This window comes from Hymenobacter sp. (assembly GCF_031398885.1).
Classification (GTDB): domain Bacteria; phylum Bacteroidota; class Bacteroidia; order Cytophagales; family Hymenobacteraceae; genus Hymenobacter.
Genome location: NZ_JANNOD010000084.1, coordinates 12,599 through 36,596, shown reverse-complemented (window position 1 = coordinate 36,596; position 23,998 = coordinate 12,599). Strand labels below are relative to the sequence as shown.

General features: G+C 63.4%; 19 protein-coding genes. 9 read left to right on the top strand and 10 right to left on the bottom strand.

The annotated features are described in order from the left end of the window. The first annotated feature begins 163 nt into the window (after nt 1-163). From dnaG to RMO51_RS16145, 6 genes are all read left to right on the top strand, one after another. Nucleotides 164-2,242 carry a DNA primase gene (dnaG, locus tag RMO51_RS16170; RefSeq protein ID WP_310396342.1) on the top strand — a complete coding sequence of 693 codons (2,079 nt, stop codon included), beginning with the start codon at nt 164-166 and terminating at the stop codon, nt 2,240-2,242. A gap of 82 nt (nt 2,243-2,324) precedes the next feature. Then, nucleotides 2,325-3,380 carry an NAD-binding protein gene (locus RMO51_RS16165; RefSeq protein ID WP_310396340.1) on the top strand — a complete coding sequence of 352 codons (1,056 nt, stop codon included), beginning with the start codon at nt 2,325-2,327 and terminating at the stop codon, nt 3,378-3,380. Nucleotides 3,381-3,507: 127 nt separating this feature from the next. Next, nucleotides 3,508-4,764, top strand: a complete 1,257-nt coding sequence (locus RMO51_RS16160; protein ID WP_310396338.1) for a glycosyltransferase family 4 protein — start codon at nt 3,508-3,510, stop codon at nt 4,762-4,764. Continuing rightward, nucleotides 4,761-5,930: a glycosyltransferase gene (locus RMO51_RS16155; RefSeq protein WP_310396337.1), complete on the top strand. Its 1,170-nt coding sequence runs from the start codon at nt 4,761-4,763 to the stop codon at nt 5,928-5,930. The genes RMO51_RS16160 and RMO51_RS16155 overlap by 4 nt, the downstream gene beginning before the upstream one ends. 163 nt (nt 5,931-6,093) lie before the next feature. Then, complete coding sequence (locus RMO51_RS16150) at nt 6,094-7,323, top strand: bifunctional 3,4-dihydroxy-2-butanone-4-phosphate synthase/GTP cyclohydrolase II (RefSeq protein WP_310396335.1); 1,230 nt, start codon at nt 6,094-6,096, stop codon at nt 7,321-7,323. Nucleotides 7,324-7,413: 90 nt separating this feature from the next. Continuing rightward, complete coding sequence (locus RMO51_RS16145; protein WP_310396334.1) at nt 7,414-8,187, top strand: hypothetical protein; 774 nt, start codon at nt 7,414-7,416, stop codon at nt 8,185-8,187. Nucleotides 8,188-8,366: 179 nt separating this feature from the next. Here the strand turns inward: RMO51_RS16145 and RMO51_RS16140 are convergent, their stop codons facing one another. Further along, nucleotides 8,367-9,680, bottom strand: a complete 1,314-nt coding sequence (locus RMO51_RS16140) for a competence/damage-inducible protein A (protein ID WP_310396331.1) — start codon at nt 9,678-9,680, stop codon at nt 8,367-8,369. Between the two features lie 112 nt (nt 9,681-9,792). On the opposite strand from RMO51_RS16140, the gene RMO51_RS16135 reads away from it, so the two are divergent. Next, on the top strand, nt 9,793-10,620 hold the full coding sequence (locus RMO51_RS16135) for a DUF4197 domain-containing protein (protein WP_310396329.1): 828 nt from the start codon (nt 9,793-9,795) through the stop codon (nt 10,618-10,620). Nucleotides 10,621-10,785: 165 nt separating this feature from the next. Here the strand turns inward: RMO51_RS16135 and RMO51_RS16130 are convergent, their stop codons facing one another. The 7 genes from RMO51_RS16130 to RMO51_RS16100 all read right to left on the bottom strand — a co-directional run bounded on the left by RMO51_RS16130 (nt 10,786) and on the right by RMO51_RS16100 (nt 17,360). Next, a complete protein-coding gene (locus RMO51_RS16130) occupies nt 10,786-11,145 on the bottom strand; it encodes a hypothetical protein (protein WP_310396327.1) in 360 nt (119 codons plus the stop codon). 204 nt (nt 11,146-11,349) lie between these two features. Beyond that, nucleotides 11,350-11,979 carry an ATP-binding cassette domain-containing protein gene (locus tag RMO51_RS16125; protein WP_310396326.1) on the bottom strand — a complete coding sequence of 210 codons (630 nt, stop codon included), beginning with the start codon at nt 11,977-11,979 and terminating at the stop codon, nt 11,350-11,352. A gap of 161 nt (nt 11,980-12,140) precedes the next feature. Next, a complete protein-coding gene (gene lpxA / locus RMO51_RS16120) occupies nt 12,141-12,950 on the bottom strand; it encodes an acyl-ACP--UDP-N-acetylglucosamine O-acyltransferase (protein ID WP_310396324.1) in 810 nt (269 codons plus the stop codon). Between the two features lie 119 nt (nt 12,951-13,069). Then, nucleotides 13,070-14,464, bottom strand: coding sequence for a bifunctional UDP-3-O-[3-hydroxymyristoyl] N-acetylglucosamine deacetylase/3-hydroxyacyl-ACP dehydratase (locus RMO51_RS16115; RefSeq protein WP_310396322.1), 1,395 nt, complete (start codon nt 14,462-14,464; stop codon nt 13,070-13,072). A gap of 99 nt (nt 14,465-14,563) precedes the next feature. Then, a complete protein-coding gene (gene lpxD, locus RMO51_RS16110) occupies nt 14,564-15,604 on the bottom strand; it encodes a UDP-3-O-(3-hydroxymyristoyl)glucosamine N-acyltransferase (protein ID WP_310396320.1) in 1,041 nt (346 codons plus the stop codon). Nucleotides 15,605-15,720: 116 nt separating this feature from the next. Continuing rightward, nucleotides 15,721-16,950 carry an HD domain-containing protein gene (locus RMO51_RS16105; RefSeq protein WP_310396319.1) on the bottom strand — a complete coding sequence of 410 codons (1,230 nt, stop codon included), beginning with the start codon at nt 16,948-16,950 and terminating at the stop codon, nt 15,721-15,723. Next, entirely contained in the window at nt 16,947-17,360 is a 414-nt protein-coding gene (locus RMO51_RS16100; protein WP_310396317.1) for a four helix bundle protein, read from the bottom strand. The genes RMO51_RS16105 and RMO51_RS16100 overlap by 4 nt, the downstream gene beginning before the upstream one ends. Nucleotides 17,361-17,537: 177 nt before the next feature. On the opposite strand from RMO51_RS16100, the gene RMO51_RS16095 reads away from it, so the two are divergent. Both RMO51_RS16095 and RMO51_RS16090 read left to right on the top strand, forming a co-directional pair. Next, nucleotides 17,538-19,109: a PglZ domain-containing protein gene (locus RMO51_RS16095; RefSeq protein ID WP_310396315.1), complete on the top strand. Its 1,572-nt coding sequence runs from the start codon at nt 17,538-17,540 to the stop codon at nt 19,107-19,109. A 72-nt stretch (nt 19,110-19,181) separates the two neighbouring features. Next, on the top strand, nt 19,182-19,748 hold the full coding sequence (locus RMO51_RS16090; RefSeq protein WP_310396314.1) for a hypothetical protein: 567 nt from the start codon (nt 19,182-19,184) through the stop codon (nt 19,746-19,748). Nucleotides 19,749-19,768: 20 nt separating this feature from the next. On the opposite strand, the gene RMO51_RS16085 is transcribed toward RMO51_RS16090, so the two are convergent. After that, nucleotides 19,769-21,025, bottom strand: a complete 1,257-nt coding sequence (locus RMO51_RS16085) for an aminotransferase class I/II-fold pyridoxal phosphate-dependent enzyme (protein WP_310396313.1) — start codon at nt 21,023-21,025, stop codon at nt 19,769-19,771. Between the two features lie 321 nt (nt 21,026-21,346). Next, complete coding sequence (locus RMO51_RS16080) at nt 21,347-23,818, bottom strand: outer membrane beta-barrel protein (RefSeq protein WP_310396311.1); 2,472 nt, start codon at nt 23,816-23,818, stop codon at nt 21,347-21,349. Nucleotides 23,819-23,998 lie beyond the last annotated feature (180 nt).

Here is a 23,998-nt window from a genome sequence, read left to right as displayed (position 1 = left end):
AAGGTAGCAGGTAGCGAAAGTAGGGCGAACTTTGCTGCGGTGTGGCGCGCAGCCTTCGCTGCGCGTGGCCGGGCGCGGCCCCCACCGTTCGAACGCGGAGCAAAGGCTCCGCGCCACGTTGATTCTTTTACTGCAACTCGCGCGGCAACGGCTGCGCGCCACTATGGCCCGCATTCCCAAAGAACTAGTTGACCAAATCATCCAAACCGCCGACATTGTGGAGGTCGTTGGCGACTTCGTGCAGCTCAAGCGCAAGGGGCAGAATCTGTGGGCGCCGTGTCCGTTTCACAACGAGAAGTCGCCCTCGTTTTCGGTGAACCCGGCCAAGAGCCTCTACAAGTGCTTCGGCTGCGGCAAGGCCGGCGGGGTGGTGCAGTTCGTGATGGACATTGAGGGCACCAGCTACGTGGAGGCCCTCAAGTACCTGGCCAAGAAGTACGCTATCACCGTTGAGGAAGAAGAAAAGACGCCCCAGCAGCAGTTGGAGCAAAACGAGCGCGACTCCCAGTTCATCGTCTCGGACTGGGCCAAGAGCCACTTCCACCGCCTGCTGCTGAACTCCGAGGAGGGCATGAGCATCGGCTACGGCTACCTCAAGGAGCGGGGGCTGAACCTGGCCACCATCCAGCAATTTGAGCTGGGCTACTCGCTCGACAGCTGGGACGACCTGCTGAAAGCCGCCGAAGCCGGGGGCTACGACCGGAAATACCTGGAAAAAACCGGCCTCACCGTCATCAAAACCGACGGCCAGGGCCAGGACACCGGCCGGCGCTACGACCGGTTCCGGGGCCGGGTCATGTTCCCGATTCACAACGTGAGCGGCCGGGTGGTGGGCTTCGGGGCGCGCACGCTGAAGCGCGACGACAAGATGGCGAAGTACCTCAACTCGCCCGAGTCGGACATTTACCACAAGTCGGACGTGCTCTACGGGCTGTTTCAGGCCCGGCAGGCCATTCGGACCGAGGAAGTCTGCTACCTCGTGGAAGGGTACCTCGACGTGCTGAGCCTGTACCAGGGCGGCATCAAAAACGTGGTGGCCTCGTCGGGCACCTCGCTCACGGAAGGCCAAATCCGACTCATCAAGCGGTATTCCGACAACGTGACGGTGCTCTACGACGGCGACGCGGCCGGCATCAAGGCCTCGCTGCGTGGCACCGATTTGCTGCTCGAAGGCGGCCTGAACGTGCGCGTAGTACTGTTCCCCGACGGCGATGACCCGGACTCCTACATCCGCAAAGTGGGCGACCAGCGCTTCACGGAGTACATCGAGACGCAGAGCCAGGACTTCATCAGCTTCAAAACCACGCTTGTGGCCCGCGAAGCCAGCAACGACCCGGTGAAGAAGGCCGAGGCCATCCGCGACGTGCTCCACAGCATTGCCCGGGTGCCCGACGCCATCAAGCGCCAGGTGTTTTTGCAGCAAACCTCGGCCACGTTTGGCATCGACGAGCAGGTGCTCATCACGGAGTACAACAAGCTGGTGAAATCGCCGAGCAAGCCTGCCCCGGGCGCTGGCAGTGCGGGCAATTACGGTCCGGGCGCCAGCAGCGGCGCTTCTCCCAATTCTGGTAGCCGTCCGGCGCTGGTCAGCAGCCCGCCCTTGGACGAAGAACAGGCCGAAATGCTGCCGAATGGTGGCCAGGAGGCAACCGTTGAAATCCTGAGCTCGGGTGCGAGTTTCCAGCCTGTGGCGGCTCCTTCCGAGGACGAGGACCTCCCCGACGTGCTCAAAGCCTGCGAGCGCGAAGTGCTGCGCCTGCTGGTGCTCTACGCCCCGCGCGAGGTGGATACGGACGTGAGCGTGGCCGCTTACCTGCTGGCCCAGTTCGACGAGGCCCCGCTCAAAACGCCGCTCTACGCCGAGATGTGGGAAATCTGCCGGCAGGAGCTGCTGGCCGGCCGCTTCCCCGACGCCCGCCGGCTGGCCCAGAACGAGCGGGCCGACATCCGCGAGCTCATCACCGACCTAGCCACCGAGCGCTACGAAATCAGCCCCAACTGGCGCACGAAGGAAATTTACGTCTTCAACGAAGTGGACCTGCCCAAGCTGGCTTGCGACAACGCCGTGCTGCGCCTCAACAAAGTGCACGTGCAGCGCGAGCTCGACCAGTGCCTCAACCGCCTGCGCCAGCCGCTGGAAGACGCCGAGATGTACGAGGTACTGGGCGACATCAAGCGCCTCAAGGAGCTGGACAACGAGCTGGCCGCCCTGCTGGGCACGGTGGTGGGCCGGGGCGCCTAGTATTAATGAAGAATGAGGAATTATTCAACCGGAGCTTCTTCTCAATTCCTCATTCTTCATTCCTCATTCTTCATTAAATGAAATGTTAAAGCGCGTCAATTTTAGCCGGCTGCTGCTGGCCTTTCTGCTCATCATCGTGAGCTTGGGCAGTGGCATGAGCGGGTTCATGCTCATCGAGGGCTACAACGCGCCCGACGCATTTTACATGACCGTCATCACCGTCTCGACGGTGGGGTTTGGGGAGTTGCACCCGCTCTCGCCGGTGGGGCGTCTGTTCGTGGCCTTCTACATCCTCTTCAACCTGGTGGTGGTGGCTTATCTGGTGTCGGCCCTGTCCACGTTTATCTTTGACGGCGAGCTGCGCAAGATTTTTAAAATGTATCGATTGGACCAGGAAATTAAGAGTTTTAGCGGGCACGTTATTTTGTGCGGCTTCGGCCGCAACGGCCGCAAGGCCCACCACGACCTCATCCTCAACGGCGCCCGCGTGGTGGTCATCGAGCAGGACGAGCAGCTGCTGCAAAACCTCAGCCAGGGCCGCACCGGCGAGGACTACGACGGCGACGGCGCGGCAGGCGGCAAAATCGTGGCCGTCATCGGCGACGCCACCACCGACCTCGTGCTGCAGCAGGCCGGCGTGGCGCGGGCCTCGGCCCTCATCACGGCCTTGCCCAAAGATGCCGACAACGTGTTCGTGGCCCTCTCGGCCCGCGCCCTCAACCCGCGGCTGAACATCATCGCCCGGGCCTCCTACAAAACGTCGGAAAGCAAGCTCATCTCGGCCGGGGCCAACTCGGTGGTCATGCCCGACGAAATCGGCGGCTCGCACATGGCCAACCTGGTGGTGCGCCCCGAAGTCATCCGCTTCCTGGACCTGATTTCGGGCCTGAGCGCCGACAAGCTGCGCCTGGAGGAGTTGGCCCACGGGCAGATGCGCCGCGACCGCCACGGCCTGAGCATCCGCGACCTGGACATTCGCTCCCGCACCGGGGCCACCGTCATCGGCCTGCGCCAGCACGCGGGCACTCTCCTGGTAAGCCCCTCCGCCGACTACGTGCCCGCCGTGGGCGACGTGCTGCTGGTGCTCGGCAGCGAGGCCCAAATCGAAAGCTTCGAGGTGCAGTACCGCCAGCTTTGAAAGTTGAGTTAACAGCTAGCAGCGAGCAATGAATAGTGGAATATTGAGTGTAAATAAGCAAAGTGTCGGCAGTGCAATCGGCCGAAAACGGCTCACTGCTCGCTGCTAACTGCTCACTGAAATCCCAATGCACATCCTGCAACTTTGCCCCCGCGTTCCGTTTCCGCCCCACGACGGCGGCGCCATTGCCATGTACGACGTGGCGGCCGGCCTGGCCCGCGCCGGGCACCGCGTCACGGTGCTGGCCCTCAACACGCCCAAGCACCGCCAGCCCGCCGATGCCCTGGCGCACCTCGGGCCCAGCGTGCGCCTGGTGACGGTGGACGTGAACACCGACATTTCGGCCGGCAAGGCCCTGAAAAACCTGCTCTTCAGCCGCCAGCCCTACAACGTGGAGCGGTTCATCAACCCCGCATTCGGGGAGCAGCTACTCGACGTTCTGCGCACCGAAAAAGTAGACATCGTGCAGGTGGAGGGTACGTTCGTGGCCTGGTACGCCGAGCTGCTGGGCCGCCAGCACCGGGCCGATTTCCGGGTGCCGCCGCTGGTGCTGCGGGCGCACAATGTGGAGCACACCATCTGGCAGATGCTGGCCCGGCGCGAGCCCAACCCGCTGAAGCGGATTTTTCTGGGCACGATGGCCCGGCGCCTAGAAGCATTCGAGCGGCGCCACCTGCGCCAGTTCGACGCCGTGGCCGCCATCACCGAACCCGATGCGGCGCGCCTGCGGGCCCTGCACTGCCCCGAGCCGGTGGTGTTCATTCCGGCCGGGGTGGAGCTGGGACGCTTCCGGCCCGACCTGGCCCTCACCGCCAAGCCGCGCACGCTGTTCATGATAGGCTCGCTGAACTGGCTGCCCAACCGGGAGGGCCTGGACTGGCTGCTGCGCGAGGTGTGGCCCACGGTCCACGCTGAAATGCCCGACGTGGAGCTCCACGTGGCCGGCACCGGCACCCCCGACGAACTGCTGAAACCACGCACTGACAACGTTTTCGTGCACGGCTTCGTGGCGTCGGCCCCGGCGTTCATGCAGCAATACGAGCTGATGCTGGTGCCGCTGCTGAGCGGGGGCGGCATGCGCGTTAAAATCATTGAAGGCATGGCGCTGGGCAAGCCGGTGCTCAGCACCCGGCTCGGGGCCGAAGGCATTGCCGCGCGCGACGGCCAGGATATTTTGCTGCGTGATTCGGCTCCCGAGTGGATGGCCGCCCTGCGCGCCTGGGGCCGCGGCGAAGTGGATGGGCCGGCAATAGGAGCCGCGGCTGCCCGCACCGCGGCCGACGTCTACGACAACCGGCGCGTGGTGCGGGCTTTTGAGGATTTGTACGCGCAATTGCTGCTGCCCGCCCCGGCCGGTACGCCCGCCCATTCGCCGCCCGCATGAAGCTGCTCGTGCTGCTTTCGCGCTTTCCGTACCCGCTCGACAAGGGAGACAAGCTGCGCGCCTACCACCAACTCCGCTTCCTGGCCGCGCGCCACGAAATCTGCCTGTTTGCGCTGAGCGACGAAGACGTGAGCGCCGAGGCCCATGCGGCCGTGCGGCCGCTGTGCCGGGGCGGGGTGGTGGTACACCGGCTGCGGCGCCCCGCCATTGGGCGCAACATGGTGCGGGCCTTGGCCACGGGCCGGCCGCTGCAAGTGGGCTACTTCCACGACGCCCGGGCCCAGCGGCAGGTGGACGGGCTGCTGCGCGATTTCCGGCCCGACCACGTGTACTGCCAGCTCATTCGCATGGCCGAGTACCTGCGACCCCACGCCGGCCGCTGGCCGATGACGCTCGACTACATGGACGTGTTTTCGGCCGGCATGGCGCGGCGGGCCGCCCAGGCCTCGCGCTGGCAGCGCCCCGTGCTGGCCCTCGAAGCCCGTCGCCTGCGGGCCTACGAGGCGGCAGCATTTGACTGGTTTCAGCACCACACCATCATCAGCGACCAGGACCGGCAGCTCATCCACCACCCCGACCGCGCCCGGATTTGCATCGTGCTGAATGGCATCGACACCGATTTTTTCCAGCCCCGGCCCGCGGCGGCGAAGGAGTACGACGTGTTGTTTTGCGGCAACATGAGCTACCACCCCAACGTGGACGCGGCCTATTTTCTGGCCGAAGAAATCATGCCGCTGGTGCGCCGGCACCGGCCGGGGGCCCGCTTGCTGGTGGCCGGCACCACGCCCGCCCCACGGGTGCTGGCGCTGGCCTCGGCCCACGTGGTGGTGAGCGGCTGGGTGCCCGACATTAGGGCGGCTTACGCTGCGGCGCGGGTGTTTGCCGCGCCCATGCGGGTGGGCACGGGCCTGCAAAACAAGCTGCTCGAAGCCCTGGCCATGCGCCTGCCCTGCGTGACCACGCCGCTGGCCAACAACGCCCTCGGGGCCACCGCCGGCCAGGAGCTGCGCGTGGCCGACTCCGCCGCCGCGCTGGCCGCCGCCCTCCTCGGTTTGCTCGCCGACGAGCCGGCGGCCCAGGCAATGGCCGGGCGGGGACACGAATTTGTGCGGGCCCGCTACGACTGGCCCGGCGCCACCGCCCGCCTCGAAGCCCTATTCGGGTGAGGGCCGGGGCGGCCGCTAACTTTGTGGGAAATCCCGTTGTTACTCCGCCATTCCGCCACGTCGGAAGCCGCCGCCGCACCCGTGGGCAACCCGTCCACCAGCCGTCGGCTTTCCCCCGCTGCTGACCCCTGACAACTAACTAATAATTGACAACCAAAAAGCCATGCTTGACACCATTGAATCCGCCATCGCCGACATTCGCGCCGGCAAGGTGGTTATCGTCGTCGACGACGAAGACCGCGAAAACGAGGGCGACTTCATCTGCGCCGCCCAGTGCGCCACCCCGGAGATTATCAACTTCATGGCCACCCACGGCCGCGGCCTGGTGTGCGCCTCGCTGCCCGAGCAGCGCTGCGAAGAGCTGGGCCTCGACCTGATGGTGGGCCACAACACGGCCCTGCACGCCACGCCGTTCACGGTATCGGTCGACTTGCTGAAGAACGGCGTGACCACCGGCATCTCGGCTTCCGACCGCAGCAAGACCATTCTGGCCCTCATCGACCCCGCCACCAAGCCCGAGGAACTGGGCAAGCCCGGCCACATTTTCCCCCTGAAAGCCCGCAAGGAAGGCGTGCTGCGCCGCGCCGGCCACACCGAGGCGGCCGTGGACCTGGCCCGCCTGGCGGGGTTTGAGCCGGCCGGCGTGCTGGTCGAAATCCTGAAGGAAGACGGCGAGATGGCCCGCTTGCCGGACCTGGAAATTGTGGCAAAAAAGTGGGACCTGAAGCTGGTCTCGGTGCAGGACCTCATCAAGCACCGCCTCGCCCACGAGAGCCTGATTCACCGCGACATTTCGGTGCAGTTGCCCACCGAGTGGGGCGACTTTGACCTGTATGCCTACACCCAGCGCAGCACCGGCGTGCAGCACCTGGCCTTGGTAAAAGGCGACATCAGCGGACCCGAGCCGGTGCTGGTGCGGGTGCACAGCTCCTGTGTGACCGGCGACATCTTCGGCTCGTGCCGCTGCGACTGCGGCCCGCAGCTGCACCAGGCCATGCGCCAGATTGAGCGCGAAGGCCGCGGCGTGGTGGTGTACATGAACCAGGAAGGCCGCGGCATCGGCCTGCTCAACAAGCTTAAGGCCTACAAGCTGCAGGAGCAGGGCCGCGACACCGTGCAGGCCAACGAGGACCTGGGATTCAAAGGCGACGAGCGCGACTACGGCGTGGGCGCGCAAATCCTGCGCGACCTCGGCGTTACCGAGATGCGCCTGCTCACCAACAACCCCCGCAAGCGCACCGGCCTGGTGGGCTACGGCCTTACCATCGTGGACACGCTGCCCATCGAAATCGACGCCAACCCCCACAACGAGGCCTATCTGACCACCAAGCGCGACAAAATGGGCCACGACATCATGCGCAAGGTGCCCAGCAGCGCCCCGGAAGCAGCCTAGCCAGCGGTAAAACCAGCGGCCGTAAACGGGCAAAATCAATAATTTCCTTATCTTAGGATGTCATTGGTTTTGCCCGTTTGCTGCCGCGTCATGAAAGCCTGGGTCGTTGTCATCGCCTTGCTCTTGGTCGACGCCCCGGCGCGGGCGCAGGCCAACCGTGGCGCGCGACTGGAGTTCCAGTTTAGCCGGGTGGTGCTGACCAGTGGCGACACCCTGGCCGGGCCAGTGGCCGTGAACCTGGCGGCGGACCTCCTCTACCTGGCCCAGCCCGACGGCACGGTGCGCACCTTGGCCCCGGCTGCGGTGGCCGCCTTCGCCGTACAGGGCGAACGGCCCTATCCTGCCTTGGCAAACACCCGGAACGCCCGCTTGCCCGACCCTCGGGAAATCCGGCTGTTCCTTACCTTGCCCTGGAGCCGGAAGCGTGGGCGACCCGAGCCCGTATTCTTCGAGCAACTCAGCGGCACTGGTCCGGTTGTGCTGCTGCGCCGCCAGCACGTGGTTAGCCGCACGGTCACTCTTGAAGGAACGGGGGGCCCCGGCACAGTTACGGGGGTTAATTTCCCCGGGGCTGCGGGCACGTCGGGGGGCGGCCGCGGCGGGCGTAACCCGGCTCCCCCGGCGGCGGCGCCAACGCGCTACGGCACCCTCATCGAAATGCGCGACACCTACTACCTGGCCTTCGCCCAGGGCGGAATTCAACTGCTGAGCGCGCCAAAAAAAGACGTGTTTGCAGCCTTTCCCGAATACGCCCTCAAGCTCCAGGGTTACGCCCTCGAACACCAGTTGGACTGTAACAACGCCCGCGAATTGGCGGACCTGGTGAGCTACGCTAATTCCTTGGCCGGCTCACCGAAGCCTTGACTAATTCTCAGAGCCTGCTCGAAAAGCCCAGCGCGGCCCTGCTGAGCTGGCCGCAGCACCGCGCCCGCTTCGGCGGCTCTCTTCTCCGTGGGCTTCGCGCCTGTGGCAAACCGGCTTCGCCCCGCAAGGGTCGCGTGAGGTTCCCCGGCCGCGCCCGGTGCACGAACCCGGGAGCCGCGCTAGTCTTTCATTGTTCCCTCGACCAGCTGCTGGCGCAACAGCGTGAGCACTGACTGGGCGGCGTACTCCACGTTCAGGGCCCGGCCGCGGTCCAGCACGTATTCACGGCTGACGGTGCGGGTGGCGTCGGCGTAGGCCAGGCATACGGTGCCCACCTTTTTGGTGTCGGTGGCGCCGCCCGGGCCGGCAATGCCGCTGGTGGCCACGGCCACGGCCACGCCCAGGCGGCGGCGGGCGCCTTCCGCCATTTCGCGCACGGTGGCCTCGCTCACGGCGCCGTGCTGGGCCAGGGTTTCGGGCTTCACGCCCAGCTCTGCCTGTTTGAGGTCGTTGTGGTAGGCCACGATGCTGCCGCGAAAGTAAGCCGAGCTGCCCGGCACGCCCGTGAGGCGGTGGGCCACCAGCCCGCCCGTGCAGCTTTCGGCGGTGCCCACGGTGAGGTTTCGGGCAAGCAGCAGCTGGCCGATGGCGGCTTCCAGGGTGGTTTCCTCTTCGGCGTAGACGTACTCGCCGATGCGCGCGCGCAGAGCGGGCAACAGCGCCAGCATGCGGCCGCGCAGGTCGGGCTGGCCGTCGGCGGTGCCGGTCAGGCGCAGGCGCACGGCCCCGAAGCTGGGCAGGTAGGCCAGCTTGAAATTGGCGGGCAGGGCGCTTTCCCAGTCGGCAATTTTTTCGGCCAGGAAGGACTCGCCCAGGCCGGCGGTCATCACCACCACGTGCTCGATGGGGGCGAGGTGAAACCGGGCTTGCAGGCGCGGCAGCACGTGGTCGGTCATGAGCCGCTTCATTTCGAAGGGCACCCCGGGCATGCTCACAAACACGGTGTCCTGGTCCACGAACCACATGCCGGGCGCCGTGCCCACGGCGTTGTGCAGCACCTCGCAGTTGGCTGGCACCAGGGCCTGCTGGCGGTTCACGTCGAGCATGGGCCGTTGGAAGCGCCGAAAAATTTCTTCCACGTGGTGCAGCGTGGGCTCGTGCATCACCAGCTCGGCCCCGAAGTAGCGGGCCAGCACATGCTTGGTCAAATCGTCCTTGGTGGGGCCCAGGCCGCCGGTAATGAGCACGACCTGCGCCCGCCGGCGGGCCTGGTCCAGCGCCGCCACAATCTCGTCGGCCCGGTCCGACACCGACGAAATCTGGCGCACCCGCAAGCCGATTTTCGCCAGCTCCTGGCCCATGAAGGCCGAGTTGGTGTCCACGACTTGGCCGTAGAGCAGCTCGTCGCCAATGGTCATGATTTCAACATCGGGCGGCGAAGTAAGACTAGCTGTCAATGGATTAGGGGCGGAAAGCGGGTGGGGCACGGGCATGGGTTGGAAAAGAAAATAGGTTTGGCCGCAAAATTGTCTTCAATTTGCACAAGCGGCGGTCCAAGGACAGCCACAGGGGCCGTCCGGTTTTCCCGCCGCAGCTGTTTGTTCCATGTTAATTCGCCTTGCCAGTGCCCTGCTGCTAGCCGGCCTCCTGGCCACTACCGCTCCGGTTGCCCACGCGCAAACTACCGCGGCTAAGAAAGCGGCGGCCGCCAAAAAAGCCGCCGCCGCCAAAACCGCCGCTGCAAAAGCGGCCGCCGCCAAAACCGCCGCGGCCAAGGCAGCGGCCGACAAAGCCGCTGCTGCCGTTCCCCCGCCCGCGCCGCTCACCGAAGCCCAGGCCAGCGCCGGCGTCAAGGAAGCCCTCAACAAAGGCATTCTGAAAGCCGTGGAGTTCGCGTCCGAGCCGGACGGCTTCAACACGAACGACGAAATCCACATTCCTTTCCCGGAGGATGCCATTCTGATGAAGACCACCCTGAGCAAATTTCCGGGCATGAACACGTTGATTACCACCTTCGAAACCCAGCTCAACCGCGCGGCCGAAGCGGCCGCGCCCAAAGCCAAGGACATTTTTCTCAACGCCCTGGCCAACATCAGCATCACCGACGCCCTGTCGCTGGTAACCAATGGCTCGGCCGATGCGGCCACCCAGTTCTTGCGCAAATCCACCGAAGCGCAGCTCGTGGCGGCGTTCCAGCCCGACATCAGCGCCGCCATCGACCAGGTTGGGGCGGGCAAGGCCTACGCCAAGATGACCGGCCAGTACAACCGCATTCCCCTCATGACCCCCGTGCAAACCGACTTAACGGCTTATACCACCCAAAAAGCGGTGGACGGCTTGTTCATTCTGCTGGCCAACGAGGAAGGCAAAATTCGCAAAAACCCCGCGGCCCGCACCTCCGACATCCTCAAGCAGGTGTTCGGCCGCAAGTAGGTTGATGGGTTAATTTTTTGAGGTGCTGAGGTGCTGAATTATTAAGCACGCAAAAGCCCCGACTGATAAATTCAGTCGGGGCTTTTGCGTGTGTGGTGGAGTACGGGCGAGGGCCAATGAATCGACCGCGCCTTCCGCCATGATTTGGCAAACCCCATCAGCACATTAGAAGTCGTCGCTGTCGAAGCTGCTACGCCGCCCGCCCCGGCCGCTGCCGTAGCCTTCGTCCTCATCCTCCTCGTCGTCGGCCAAGTCATCGTCTTCGTCAACGAGGCTGGTGAAGCCGCCGCGGTCGGCGTTTTCGGCCCGCTCTGCATCCGTAAACTCATCCTCGGTCATGTTGGCCAGGTCCAGGGCTTCGTCGTGCGAAGAGCCCGTGTCGGTCCACATCATGTAGTCGGCGTACTTGGCCGAGAGCTGGTCTTCGGGGTTGCCGAGGGCCGCCGCGCCGCCTTTGGCCGCGTATGTGTCCAGGTTGTCGTCGTCGTCGAGCAAGTCGTCGTCCAGGTCGTCGTGGTCTATCATGGCCAGGGCGGAAATAAAGGGAGGTGGAAAATAGGGCCTAATGCGGCCGCGAAGATACAGCGCAGGCGGATTTTCAGTCGGGGAAAGCGTAGGATTTTTCAGCCAAAGCGTAAGCTCAGTCCTTGAAACCGGCCGCTTGAAACCTGACAAAACCCGTGCATACTGCCCATTCTTCCCAAGGATGAGCAGGCGAAAGCTCCGCGCTTATTTCCGCGCCACTTGAAAGTCCGTCACCAGCAGCTGCTCGTCGCAAAAGGCGTATTCGGCCGGCACGTTGGAACTGAGCAGCAGCGTGCGGCCGGCGCGGGTGGCCGCCACGTGCTCCTGGTACCAGGCCACGCCGGTGGCGTCGAGGTTGGTGGTGGGCTCGTCGAGCAGGAGCAGGGGCGCCTCAGCGTACAGGGCCAGGGCCAGCTTGAGCCGTTGCTTCATGCCCGAAGAAAACTCGCGAATGAGCTGGTGGCGGGACTTTTCCAGGTACATCAATCCAATCAGCTGGTCCAGCGACGTGCCGGGTCGCAGCGCCTTGAACTGCGTGTGAAACCGCAGCAACTCCCACAGCGTGAGCTCTTCCAGCAATTCTAGGTAGGGCGCCGCGTAGGCCAGGTGCTGCGGCAGGTCCTCCACGGCCACCGGCCGGCTAGCCAGCGCATACGTCAACGAGCCCTCCGTGGGCAGCAGCTGGCCCGAAACGGTGTTGAGCAGCGTGCTTTTGCCGGCGCCGTTGGGCCCGAGCACGGCCGTGGCACTGCCGGGCCGGAAGGCGCGCGTCAGCCCGCGAAAAATCCAGTCGCGCTGGAAGCGCTTGCCCAGGCCGATAGCGTCGATTAACAAATGATTAATGGTTAGCGAGGCAAGAACGTCATGCTGAGCTTGCCGAAGCATCTCCCTCGCATCGATGAATAGTATTGATTACTGTCACCGCGCGAGATGCTTCGGCTGCGCGGACGCCAGATGAGCATGACGTTCTTCTGTCATCAACCACTGACCACTAATCATTCCGCTTCGCTGCCGTCGGTGGTCCGGCCCCGTTTGGGGCCTTTGATGATGCCGCGCGTGGCGGCGCGTACGAAGCTCACGGCGGTTTCGCGTTCCGGCGAAGCCGAGAGCTCCCGCTCAATTTGTGCCAGGGCGTCGTTGTTGTTCAAGCCGCCCAGAAACAGGATGCGGTACAGCTGCTGCACCGCGTTGATGGTTTCTTCGGAGAAGCCCCGGCGGCGCAGGCCCACCGAGTTGGCGCCGGCGTAGGAGAGCGGCTCGCGGCCGGCTTTCACAAACGGCGGCACGTCCTTGCGCACCAGCGAGCCGCCCGACACCATGGCGTGGGCCCCGATTTTAACAAATTGGTGCACGGCGGAGGAGCCGCCCACGATGGCGTAATCCCCGATTTCAACGTGGCCCGCCACCTGCACGGTGTTGGCCAGAATGCAGTGGTGGCCGATGATGCAGTCGTGGGCCACGTGGACGTAGGCCATGAGCAGGCAGTGGCTGCCCACGCGGGTTTCGCCGCGCTCCACGGTGCCGCGGTTCACCGTCACGCACTCCCGAACGACGGTGTAGTCGCCGATGACGGCCGTGGTTTGCTCGCCGGCGAACTTCAGGTCCTGGGGCACGGCCCCAATCACGGCGCCGGGAAATACCTGGCAGTGCGCCCCGATGCGCGCGCCGCTCATGATGGTTACGTTCGGCCCAATCCAGGTGCCCTCCCCAATTTCCACGTCTGCCGCAATGGTGGTAAACGGTTCGACGGTGACGCCAGCCGCAAGGCGGGCAGCAGGGTGAATATGGGCGAGGGGGGAAATCATTTCTTTGAATTAAGAATTAAGAATTAAGAATTAAGAATTGGTAAATCGAAAAAGAAAGCCGAGAATTGTCGGGTCTTTCTCAATTCTTAATTCTTAATTCCTAATTCTTAATTAAAAAATTAAGCGTCTTTGCGGACGATGGCGGCGCTCATCTCGGCGTCCATCACCACCTTGCCGTTCACGAAGGCCTGGCCGCGCATCTTGGCAATGCCGCGCTTGATGGGCGCCAGCAGCTGGCAATGGAAGAGAATGGTGTCGCCGGGCAACACCTTTTTGCGAAAGCGGCAGTTCTCGATGCCCAGGAAATACTGCCAGTAATTCTCCGGGTCGGCCACGGTGTTCATCACCAGGATGCCGCCGGTTTGGGCCATGGCTTCCACCTGCAGCACGCCGGGCATCACCGGGTTGCCGGGGAAGTGGCCCTGGAAGAAGGGCTCGTTCATGGTCACGTTCTTCACCGAGGTCACCATCTGGTCGTCGAGGTGAATGATTTTATCAATCAGCAGGAAGGGGTAGCGGTGGGGCAGCACCTGCATGATTTTGTTGATGTCCATCACCGGCTCGCGGCTGGGGTCGTACTGCGGCACGGGGTTGCTGTGGGCCTCCAGCATCTTTTTCTTGATGCGTTTGGCGAAGGCCACGTTGGCGGCGTGGCCGGGCCGGGCGGCCAGAATCTGGCCCTTGAGCGGGCGGCCCACCAGGGCGAGGTCGCCCACGAGGTCGAGTAGCTTGTGGCGGGCGGGCTCGTTCTTGTGGCGCAAGTCCACGTTGTTCAGGATACCTTCTTTCTTGACCGACACGCGGGGCTTGCCCAGCATCTTGGCCAGGTCGTTCAGCTCCTCGTCGGTCACCACCCGGTCCACCACCACGATGGCGTTGCTCAAATCGCCGCCGCGGATGAGGTTGTTTTTGTAGAGCATTTCCAGCTCGTGCAAAAAGCAGAAGGTGCGCGAGGAGGCAATTTCGGCCCCGAACTGGCCGATGTCGGCCAGCGTGGCGTGCTGCGAGCCCAGCACCGGCGAGTTGTAGTCCACCATCACCGTGAGGCGGTAGTCGGACAGGGGCAGGGCCGCAATTTCGACGCCGCGGGCGTTGTCGACGAAGCGGATGCTTTCCGGGATTTCGTAGTAGTTGCGCAGGGCGTTCTGCTCGGCCAGGCCCACGCTCTCGAGGGCCGTGATGAACGCGGCCGAGGAGCCGTCCATGATGGGCGGCTCGGGGCCGCTGAGCTGAATGAGGACGTTGTCGAGCTGCATGCCCACCAGGGCGGCCAGGGTGTGCTCCACGGTGTTGACGCGGGCGCCGTTCTGCTCAATGGTGGTGCCGCGGCTCAGGTCCACCACGTTATCCACGTCGGCGTCCACCACGGGCTGGCCGGGCAAATCCACGCGCTGAAACTTGTAGCCGTGGCCCACCGGCGCCGGGCAAAACGTCATGGTGGCTTCCACGCCGGTGTGCAGCCCGATGCCGCGCACCGTGACGGGCGCCTGAATGGTGTGTTGCTTGTCGTTCATCTAGTTAGTTGTCAGTTGTTGGTTGTCAGTTGTTAGCTGTTGAATACCTGTGGGACGAACAACTGACAACTAGTAACGAACAACTAAGAGGCTGCAAAGCTAGGGCTTTTCCGTCGTGCTTTTTGCCTGCTCCAGGCGCCCGACGCGCTGCTCCAACTCGGGCAGGCGGCGAAAAACAATCTGGGCGCGCTGGTTCTGCTTGAAGTCGAAGGCTGTGGAGCCTTGCAGTATCAGCCCTTCCTGCTTCACGTTCTTGCCCACGCCCGACTGCGCCGTGACGGTGGTTTTGTTGGCCAGCGTGACGTGGCCGGCCATGCCCACCTGCCCGGCCAGCACGCAGTGGTCGCCGATTTTGGCCGAGCCCGCGATGCCCGTTTGCGAGGCGATGACGGTGTGCCGGCCAATTTCCACGTTATGGGCGAGCTGCACGAGGTTGTCAATTTTGCTGCCCGTGCGGATGATGGTCGAGCCCAGGGTGGCGCAGTCCACGGCGGCGTTGGCGCCGATGCTGACGTAGTCCTCGAGCACCACGTTGCCAATCTGCGGAATGGCCTTGTAGGTGCCGTCGGGCTGGAGCGCAAACCCGAAGCCATCGGAACCCACCACGGCCCCGGCTTTCACCACGCAAAACTGCCCAATGACGGTGTCGGGGTAAATTTTGGCGCCGGCGTGAATGATGCTGCCCGCGCCGATGGTCACCCGGTCGCCGATGTAGGCGTGGGGAAACACCAGCACGTTTTCGCCTAGCTTGCAATTGTCGCCGATGTAGGAGAAAGCCCCGCGGTAGTGGCCCGGGCCGATTTCCGATGACGCACCGATGAAGGACGGCTGCTCGACGCCGCGCTTGCTCGTGCGGGTGGCCTGGGCGTAGAACTCCAGTAACTGGCTGAAGGCCGTGTACGGATTCTCAACCCGAATAAGCGTTGCGGTTATCGGCTGCCGTAGCTCCTGGCCTAGGCCAACGATGACGGCCGAAGCGCCGGTTTCATACAGGAACGGCTCGTATTTGGCGTTTGACAGGAAGGTGAGGGAGCCGGGCTGGGCTTCTTCGATTTTCGCCAGGCTGGTGACGCGCTGGGCGGCGTCGCCCTCCACGGTGCCCCCGAGGACCTCGGCAATTTGCTGAACGGTAAATTCCATAGCGGGCAAAATTAGTTGTCAGTTGTTGGTTGTCAGTTGTTGGTTTTAACCACTGGTTTACAATAGCCGACCGCTAAAAGCCTGACAACTGACAACCAACAACTGACAACTAAACCCTACACAATCTCCTTCGGGTAGCAGATGTAGAACTTTTCCACCCGCTGGCTCAGGGCGCGGATGTTGGGCAGGTCGGAGGCCTCCATCACGTTCACCACATCGCCTTTTTTGGTCAGGATTTCGATGGGTTCCTGGCTTTTGGCGTTGTAGGCGCTGTTGCTCAGGCGGCCCACGATGAGCAATAGCTCGGCCTCGGCGGGCGGGAGGGTGAATTTCTCCTCAATCAGCTCGCGGATGCCGAGACGGAATTCCTCGTCGAACGGCTCGGAGGCCAGCACGATTTTGAGCAGGTTACGGTGCAGGATGCTCTGGGCGAGGTAGCTGAGCACTTTGTCGGGGTGGCTGGCCCAGGCCTTAATGGCCGACCAGATGTCGTAGTCGTCGAGCTCCACGAAGTGGCTCAGGATTTTCTCGTCGTGCTCGAACTCGGCCAGGCTCACGGCCCGGCCCAGGAAGTAGCCCAGGCAGCTGTTGGCCGGCACTTCCACGCCCTGCCGGGCCAGGTCGCGGGCCCGCTGCACGGTGCGAATCACCATTTGCTCGGCGCTGGTCACGGTTTTGTGCAGGTACACCTGCCAGTACATCAGCCGGCGGCTCACCAGGAAATTCTCGACCGAGTACACGGCTTTTTCTTCCAGCACCAGCCGCTCCTCGTGCACGCGCAGCATCTTAATGAGGCGGTCGGCGCCGGGCCGCCCTTCCTCCACGCCGGTGTAGAAGGAGTCGCGGTTGAGGTAGTCGAGCCGGTCCATGTCGAGCTGGCTGCTCACCAGCTGGTGAAAAAACGGCCGGCCGTAGCTGCCCTGGAACATTTCAATGGCCAAACTCAGCTTGCCATGAAATTCGGCGTTGAGGCGCTGCATGAGGAACAGCGAGAGCTGCTCGTGCGGCACGTCCTGGAAAATGGCGGTTTCCAGGGCGTGGGAGAGGGGGCCGTGGCCGACGTCGTGCAGCAGAATGGCCGCCAGCGCCGCCTCGCCCTCCACGGCCGAAATCTTCACGCCCTTGTCCTTGAGCGTGCGCAGGGCCAGCGACATCAGGTGCATGGCGCCCAGCGCGTGGTGAAAGCGGGTGTGCAGCGCCCCCGGGTACACGAAGCCGGTGAGCCCGAGCTGCTGGATGCGCCGCAGCCGCTGGAAGTACCGGTGCTCAATCAGGTCAAAGAGAAACTCCGTCGGGATGGTGACGAAGCCGTAGACGGGGTCGTTAAATATTTTCTTTTTATTCACGAGTGGGGACTTGGGAGCTTGGGGGCTTGGGAACTTGGTCGGGTTGCTGGCCCGGGCGCGGCGTGCACTTTCTGGTAATACGCCGCAAGCATTTTGCGCAGCCGCTGGATGTCGTTCAGTAGTTTCTCGGCCATTTCGGTTTCCAGAAAACCGAGGCCCTGAGCCACCAGGGTTTCGGATTCCAGCTCGCTGGCCGAGCCCATCGCGATGACGATGAAGCGCAACAGCTCAGGACGGGAATTGCGGCCGCAACCTTCGGCGATGTTGTGCGGCACGGAGTTGGCGGCGCGGCGCATCTGGCCGGTTAGCCCGAATAGTTCGTCGCGCGGGAAACTTCGCGTCAGCTTATACACTTGCAGGGTCAGCGCGTATCCTTCCTGCCAGATTCTAAGCTTCCGAAAGTCGAACATGGTGGCGCATGGTGCGGAGCAGGATACGTGGAGCAGGCAACATTTGCGGCCCGCACCCGTCAATGAAGAGTACGAAGCTACGGCCCGCCGTTTGGCCGGCCGCGACAATTCACGAGGTACTACGGGCGTTACCCCATCAACCAAGCCCCGAAGTACCCAAGCCCCCAAGCCCCCACTATGCAACAAACCACCATTCTTTGGGCCGATGATGAAATCGACCTGCTCAAGCCCCACTTGCTGTTCCTTAAGGAGAAAGGCTACGACGTGACGCCCGTTAACAGCGGCGCCGACGCCATTGAGGAAATCCAGGATAAGAGCTACGACCTGGTGTTCCTCGACGAGAACATGCCCGGCCTGACGGGGCTGCAAACCCTCACCGAAATCAAGGCCATTCGGCCCACGGTGCCCGTGGTGATGATAACCAAGAGCGAAGAGGAGCACATCATGGAGTCGGCCATCGGCGCCAAAATTGCCGATTACCTCATCAAGCCGGTCAACCCGAGCCAGATTCTGCTCTCGGTGAAAAAGGTGCTCGACAACAAGCGCCTCGTGAGCGAGGCCACCAACTCCGGCTACCAGCGCGATTTTCGCCAGCTCGGCATGCAGCTTTCCGACCGCCTCTCGCCCAGCGAGTGGGCCGAGGTGTACAAGAAGCTGGTGTATTGGGAGCTGGAAATCAACGAAACCGAGGGCAAGAGCATGGCCGAGGTTTTCAACATGCAGAAGGACGAGGCCAACACCTATTTCGGCCGTTTCATCACCGAGAGCTACGAGGACTGGGTGGACGGCAGCGACAAGGACGCGCCGCTCATGTCGCACCAGTTGTTTAAGGAGCGGGTGTTCCCCACGCTGAAGGCTACCGGCGACACGCCCGTGTACTTCGTGCTGATTGACAACCTGCGCTACGACCAGTGGAAGGTGCTCGAACCCATCATCACCGAAATGTTCACCGTGGACAGCGAGGAGATGTACTACGCCATCCTGCCCACCACCACGGCCTACGCCCGCAACGCCATCTTCTCGGGCATGATGCCGTCGGAAATTCAGAAGAAATACCCCAACCTGTGGGTAACCGACGACGACGACGAGGGCAAGAATCTGCACGAGGCCGAGTTCATGGAAATCAACTTCCAGAAGAACAACCAGAAGGTGAAGCACTCCTACCACAAGGTGACGAACCTGCAGGCCGGCAAAGACCTGCTGGGCAAGATGAGCAACCTGCATAACAATTTCAAGTGCAACGTCATCGTGTACAATTTCGTCGACATGCTCTCGCACGCCCGCACCGACATGGCCATGATTCGCGAGCTGGCGGCCGACGAGTCGGCCTACCGCAGCATTACCCGCTCGTGGTTTTTGCACTCGCCGCTGTACGAAATGATGCAGCAGATTGCCGAGAAAAAAGGTAAGCTCATCATCACCACCGACCACGGCACGATCCGCTGCAAGCGGCCCTACAAGATTGTGGGCGACCGCAACACCAACACCAACCTGCGCTACAAGCACGGCAAAAACCTGGGCTTCGAGGACTCGCGCGACGTGTACGTGGTGCGCAAGCCGGAGAGCATTTTCCTGCCGCGCGAAAACGTGAGCACGGCGTACGTGTTCACGATTGGGGACTACTTCTTCGCCTACCCCAACAATTATAATTACTACGTGAACTACTACAAGGACACGTTCCAGCACGGCGGTATTTCGCTGGAGGAGTGCATCATTCCCTATGTGACGCTCACGGCAAAGGGCGTGTAAGCTAAAGTCTTATACTTAAGGAAAAGGCAGGTGCTATCTTAGCACCTGCCTTTTTTACTAAGCTGTGATGCCATGTCAATTCTCGTTGAAATAGCTAAAGTTGGTGCCCGGTTAATTCTGGTGCTGGCCACGTTTGCCTGCGGCCGTGGAGAACCGCCGAGCCAAGTCAAAACCCCAAGCAAACCACGTGCTGTTAGAGGCTCAGAGCAGCTTGATGCAAACACCTTCGTTATTCTGCCTTTTAACAAAAAACCAGACTATTTATTCAACGGTGCGAAGCCCGCTGGCCTTTCCGAACCCGAATTAAACACGGTCAACACGTTGCTGGAGAAGTGCGTGGCAGAGCACAACGAAGCGCAGGAAAAAGAATTTCGGGACATGATGGGAGCGCACCCCGAAATCCCTTTTAAGAAAGAGCGGTACTTTATTTCCCTGCCTGCCTACAAGCGGCAGTTGATTGCGGTAACCGATGCCAGAGGGGAGAAGCAGGTTTGGGTTAATTGCTTCTGCGAGGGCAGCGAAAGCTACTGGCGCAAGGAAGTGGTTGACGTAGACGACGGGGGCAACTGCTTTTTCAATGTGAAAATTAACCTCACCCAAGCCACTTGGTACGACATGATGGTGAACGGCTCAGCGTAAGCCGCTACGCACCGCACCTGCTACACCAATTTATCCAGCGCCGCCCGCAACCGCGGCAGCGCCGCCTGAATCGACGCCAGCGTTTCGGCCCCCACCGAAGCCCGGAACCACGGCTCCGACGCGGGGGTGCCAAAGGCGCTGAACGGCACCAGCGCCAGCTTGGCCTCGGCAATAAGGTAGGACGTGAGTTCGGCAGTGGTCGTCAGCACGGCGCCATCGGGCGCGGTGCGGCCCAGCACGTCAATTTTAATGGTGAGGTAGATGGCGCCGGCCGGGGCCACGGCATCCACGGGGTAGCCCTGGGTTTGCAATTCCTTCAGGCCCTGGAATAAGCCTTGCAGCGAAGCTTGCAAACCGGTTTTCATGTCGGCAATAAATTCATCCACGGCGCCCGGCTCCGCCAGGAAGTGGGCGGTGGCGACCTGTTCCGCTTTGGGTGCCCAGGCGCCGACGTGGCCCAGGATGGATTTCATCTTCTCGATGATGGCGGGCGGGCCGAAGCTGTAGCCCACGCGCACGCCGGTGGCGGCGAAGCACTTGGAGATGCCGTCGATGTAAATGACGTAGGGGCGCAGCTCGGGGCGCAGGCTCACCGGGTCGTGGTGCTCGGTGTCGCCGAAGGTGAGCAGCCAGTAAATCTGGTCGTACAGGACGTAGAGTGGCTTCTCCTCGGGGCCGCGGCGCTGATTTTCGGCCAGCACCAGGTCGCAGATTTCCTCCAGGCCGGCTTTGGTGAACACCGTGCCGGTGGGGTTCAGGGGCGAGCACAGGGCCAGCAGGGTGGCGCCCGCCAGGTGCGGGGCCAGGTCGGTGGCGGTGGGCATAAAATTGTTGTCGGCGCGGGCGGGCACGGCCACGGGCACGGCGCCGGTGAGGTGGCAGTAGTGGTTGTTGTTCCAGCTGGGGAGCGGAAATACTACCCGGTCGCCGGGGTCGACCACGGCGCGGTAGGCGGCGTAGATGAGCGGGCGCGAGCCGCCGGCAATCAGCAAGTCGTTCGGGCCGTACTCCAGGTCCTGGCGCGTTTGCAGGAAAGCCGCAACGGCTTGGCGCAGCTCGGCCATGCCGGCCGCAGGCGGGTAGTTGGTGTGCCCCGCCCGGTAGGCCTCGGTGATGCCGGCGTTCAGGCCGGCCGGGATGGGAAATATCCGGGGGTCAAAGTCGCCAATGGTCAGGTTGCAGATACGGGCGCCCTGGCGCACCTGCTCGCTCACTTGGTTGCCGATTCGAATGATTTCGGAGCCGCTCAGGCCCGCGGCCATGTGGGATACTTGCATGTGGGAGTAACGAAGAAATAAAACGCCGGACCGGCTCACGAAGATATTTCAACGCGGCCGAACGAGGGGTCCCCAATCGGCGCGGCAATTTTCGGTTTTTGCCCTGCCGGCGCCGCGCGGCGGCCAACTGCTGATTATCCAAAGCGGTTTCAAAGTAGCCCGGATGCGTGTTTTTGTAGCGAGGTAAAGATGCGTCGCTACGCCGGATGCATCAACTGGGAAACCGCTCCAACGCAGCCGGCAAAGGTTGAAGAACCATTCCACGCGATTAGCCGCGGATAAAACGGGTTGCGACTGCTTCGGTGGCCGCTGGTGCCGGGGCTACTGGCCGGCGGCGCGGCGCAGCTCCTCCTCGGCGCCGGCCGTGCGCTTGCGGGCGGCGGCTACTTTGCCGTTGCCAAAGCGGTAGGTGAAGGCCGCCGTCACCACCCGGGTGTCTTGGCGCCGCCGGAAAGTCTCCGTAAAATTGACGTAGGCGGAAGTGGAGCGGACGGGCGTGGTGTAAAAAATGTCGGCGGCGCTGAGCCGCAACGTGCCCTGTTTCCCCATGCAGCTCTTTTGCACGCCCGTCGACACCTGCCCGCGCTGCCCGACGGCCTCAAAACCAAACACTTCCCGCGACTCGTACCCGCCATTCACATCCGCCGACCAGCCGTGGGGCAGGGTGAAGCTGTTGTTCGCCGTCAGGTTGCAAGCCAATTGGCCGCGGTTCAGGGCCGTGCCGGCCAACCGGCCCACAAATTGCGCGTAGTAAAACACTCCGTTGGCGTAGAGCGTCCACCACTTGGTAAGCTCCAGCGGGGCGGTGAGGGTGAGGGCGTAGTAGTGTTCGGTGGTCAGGTTCACGTCGCGGTTCACCACCAGGCGGCCCCCGTCGGGCGAGGGCTGCACCACGTTCACAAAAGGCTGGTTCGTAACGGCGTAGGCCAGGGCGGTGCTGAATTTTTGGCGGTAGGTATGGGCCACTTCGAAGTTGTAGCTGGTTTGCGCCACCAGGTTGGGGTTGCCCGAGCGGTACGAGGTGGCGTCGAAATAATTGCGCAGCGGGTTGACCTGCCCGTAGCTGGGGCGGTCGATGCGCCGGGCCACCGACAGGGCCAGGGCATGCCGCTCGCTGAGGGTGCGCTGAACGGAGGCGCTGGGAAACAGCTGCACGTAGTGACGCTCGCGCAGTGTGTCGCCTTCCGGGTCGGCTTGGGTGTTGGTCTGCTCGGCGCGCAGCCCGGCCTGAAAGGTGGTTTTGGGGGCCGTTCTGCGCAGGTTGACGTAGGCGGCGTTAACGTTTTCGTCGTAGCGAAAATTGCTGGAGATGGCCGGCATCGGGACTCTCACGCCGTTGGCAATGTTCTCGAACTGCACGCGGTTGTCGGAGCTTATCCGCGTCACTTTGGCGCCGGCCTCCAGGCGCGCGCGGCGGGGCAGGGGCTGGCTGAAATCAACTTTAACCGCCTGAATGGTGAGCGTGCTGCGTTGGTCGCCGCGGAGCAAGGTGGCGTCCGAAGTGGGTTCCTCGTAGTGCGTGAGCAGGTCCTGCAGGCGGGTGGTGGTGTAGCGGGCGAAGTCGGCGTCGGCGGTGAGGGTGCGGGCCGTGGCCGAGTCGGCAAAGGCGTGGCGCAGGTTCAGGTTGGCGCTGCCGCTGGGCCGGCGCAGGTCCTGGGCTGCCGTGGAATTAAAGCGGGCGGTGGGCTCCCCGACGGGTCCCCGCAGCTGGGTGTTGTTGGTGTTGGTGAGGTCCGTCTGGCTGGCCAGGCCGCTCACCGCGGCCCCGAGCAGCGTGCGCTTGGAGAGCGCCACATCGAGCCCCGCCTTGCCGGTGTGGGAGCGCAGGTCCGACACTTGCCGGGTGGCGGCCGCGCTGCTGGCGGCCGGCAGCAGCGCGGTTGCCAGGTACCGCCGGTCGAAAGTCAGCTGCGTGAAGTTCCGGCGGTCGGTGTAGGCGTAGGTGCCGTACGCGTTGATTTTTTTGAGGCGGTGGTTCAGCGAAAAACCGCCCGTAAACTTGCCGTACTCGCCGCGGCCGTAGCTGGCGTTGGCGCTGCCGTTGGTGCCCAGGCTCTGGTCTTTTTTGAGATTGATGGCAATGACCCCGGCCCCGCCCTGGGCATCGTACTGGGCCGGCGGATTGGTAATGAGCTCAATGCTCTGGAGCTGCTCGGCGGGCAGGGCGCGCAGGTAGTCGGCCAGCTCGGGGCCCGTGAGGGGCACGCGCTTGCCGTCGATGACCACGAGCAATCCTTGGCGGCCCCGTAGGGCCAGGTTGTCGCCCGCGCCCACGGTCACCCCCGGCGAGCGGCCGAGCACGTCGAGCGCCGTGGCCCCGGCCGTGAGCGGGCTGTCGGCCACGTTCACCACGGTGCGGTCCGCCTGGCGCTCAAACAGGGGCTTGCGGGCCGTCACGGTCACCTCTTTCAGCGCCGTGGCTTGGCTGGCCACCAGCGCAATGGCCGGCAAGTCCATCTCCGCCGCCAGCGCCAGGTCGAATGCCGGGCTCCAATACCGTTCGAAGCCCACCTGCGCCACCGAAACGCGGTAGCGTCCGGCCGCTGCTTCCAACCGGAAAGCTCCCTGCGGGCTGCTGAATTCGGTTTTCACCACCACCGAATCGGCGGCTCGGTGCAGGGTCACAGTAGCAAACTCGACGGCTCCGCTGGTTGGGGTGGTCACCGTGCCGCGCACGGCAGTGCGGGCCTGGGCCCGGGCGCCGAGCGGAGCCGTTAGCGTGAGGCACAGCAGCAGCCACCGCACGGCATCAAGGGGAACGCGGGCAAGCCGGGCGGGGGCAAAATAGGGCATGGCGGCAGAGAATGGGGAGAAGGCGAAAGGCGGCACGCGCACCGGAAAGCGGGCGGCCGCCGCAGCGCCAAGCAAGCCATGCAAAAGCGTCACTTGCTTTCGATTGACCGTGTTGTCCGCTGCGGCGAAGCATAAAGGTGCTGAATGGCTGCGGATAATCCAAAAAAAAACCACTTGCTT

Excerpts from the sequence above, each read along its gene's own strand:
- dnaG (WP_310396342.1), top strand. The coding sequence starts at position 164 with ATGGCCCGCATTCCCAAAGAACTAGTTGACCAAATCATCCAAACCGCC.
- RMO51_RS16165 (WP_310396340.1), top strand. The coding sequence starts at position 2,325 with ATGTTAAAGCGCGTCAATTTTAGCCGGCTGCTGCTGGCCTTTCTGCTC.
- RMO51_RS16160 (WP_310396338.1), top strand. The coding sequence starts at position 3,508 with ATGCACATCCTGCAACTTTGCCCCCGCGTTCCGTTTCCGCCCCACGAC.
- RMO51_RS16155 (WP_310396337.1), top strand. The coding sequence starts at position 4,761 with ATGAAGCTGCTCGTGCTGCTTTCGCGCTTTCCGTACCCGCTCGACAAG.
- RMO51_RS16150 (WP_310396335.1), top strand. The coding sequence starts at position 6,094 with ATGCTTGACACCATTGAATCCGCCATCGCCGACATTCGCGCCGGCAAG.
- RMO51_RS16145 (WP_310396334.1), top strand. The coding sequence starts at position 7,414 with ATGAAAGCCTGGGTCGTTGTCATCGCCTTGCTCTTGGTCGACGCCCCG.
- RMO51_RS16140 (WP_310396331.1), bottom strand. The coding sequence starts at position 9,680 with ATGCCCGTGCCCCACCCGCTTTCCGCCCCTAATCCATTGACAGCTAGT.
- RMO51_RS16135 (WP_310396329.1), top strand. The coding sequence starts at position 9,793 with ATGTTAATTCGCCTTGCCAGTGCCCTGCTGCTAGCCGGCCTCCTGGCC.
- RMO51_RS16130 (WP_310396327.1), bottom strand. The coding sequence starts at position 11,145 with ATGATAGACCACGACGACCTGGACGACGACTTGCTCGACGACGACGAC.
- lpxA (WP_310396324.1), bottom strand. The coding sequence starts at position 12,950 with ATGATTTCCCCCCTCGCCCATATTCACCCTGCTGCCCGCCTTGCGGCT.
- RMO51_RS16115 (WP_310396322.1), bottom strand. The coding sequence starts at position 14,464 with ATGAACGACAAGCAACACACCATTCAGGCGCCCGTCACGGTGCGCGGC.
- lpxD (WP_310396320.1), bottom strand. The coding sequence starts at position 15,604 with ATGGAATTTACCGTTCAGCAAATTGCCGAGGTCCTCGGGGGCACCGTG.
- RMO51_RS16100 (WP_310396317.1), bottom strand. The coding sequence starts at position 17,360 with ATGTTCGACTTTCGGAAGCTTAGAATCTGGCAGGAAGGATACGCGCTG.
- RMO51_RS16095 (WP_310396315.1), top strand. The coding sequence starts at position 17,538 with ATGCAACAAACCACCATTCTTTGGGCCGATGATGAAATCGACCTGCTC.
- RMO51_RS16090 (WP_310396314.1), top strand. The coding sequence starts at position 19,182 with ATGTCAATTCTCGTTGAAATAGCTAAAGTTGGTGCCCGGTTAATTCTG.
- RMO51_RS16085 (WP_310396313.1), bottom strand. The coding sequence starts at position 21,025 with ATGCAAGTATCCCACATGGCCGCGGGCCTGAGCGGCTCCGAAATCATT.
- RMO51_RS16080 (WP_310396311.1), bottom strand. The coding sequence starts at position 23,818 with ATGCCCTATTTTGCCCCCGCCCGGCTTGCCCGCGTTCCCCTTGATGCC.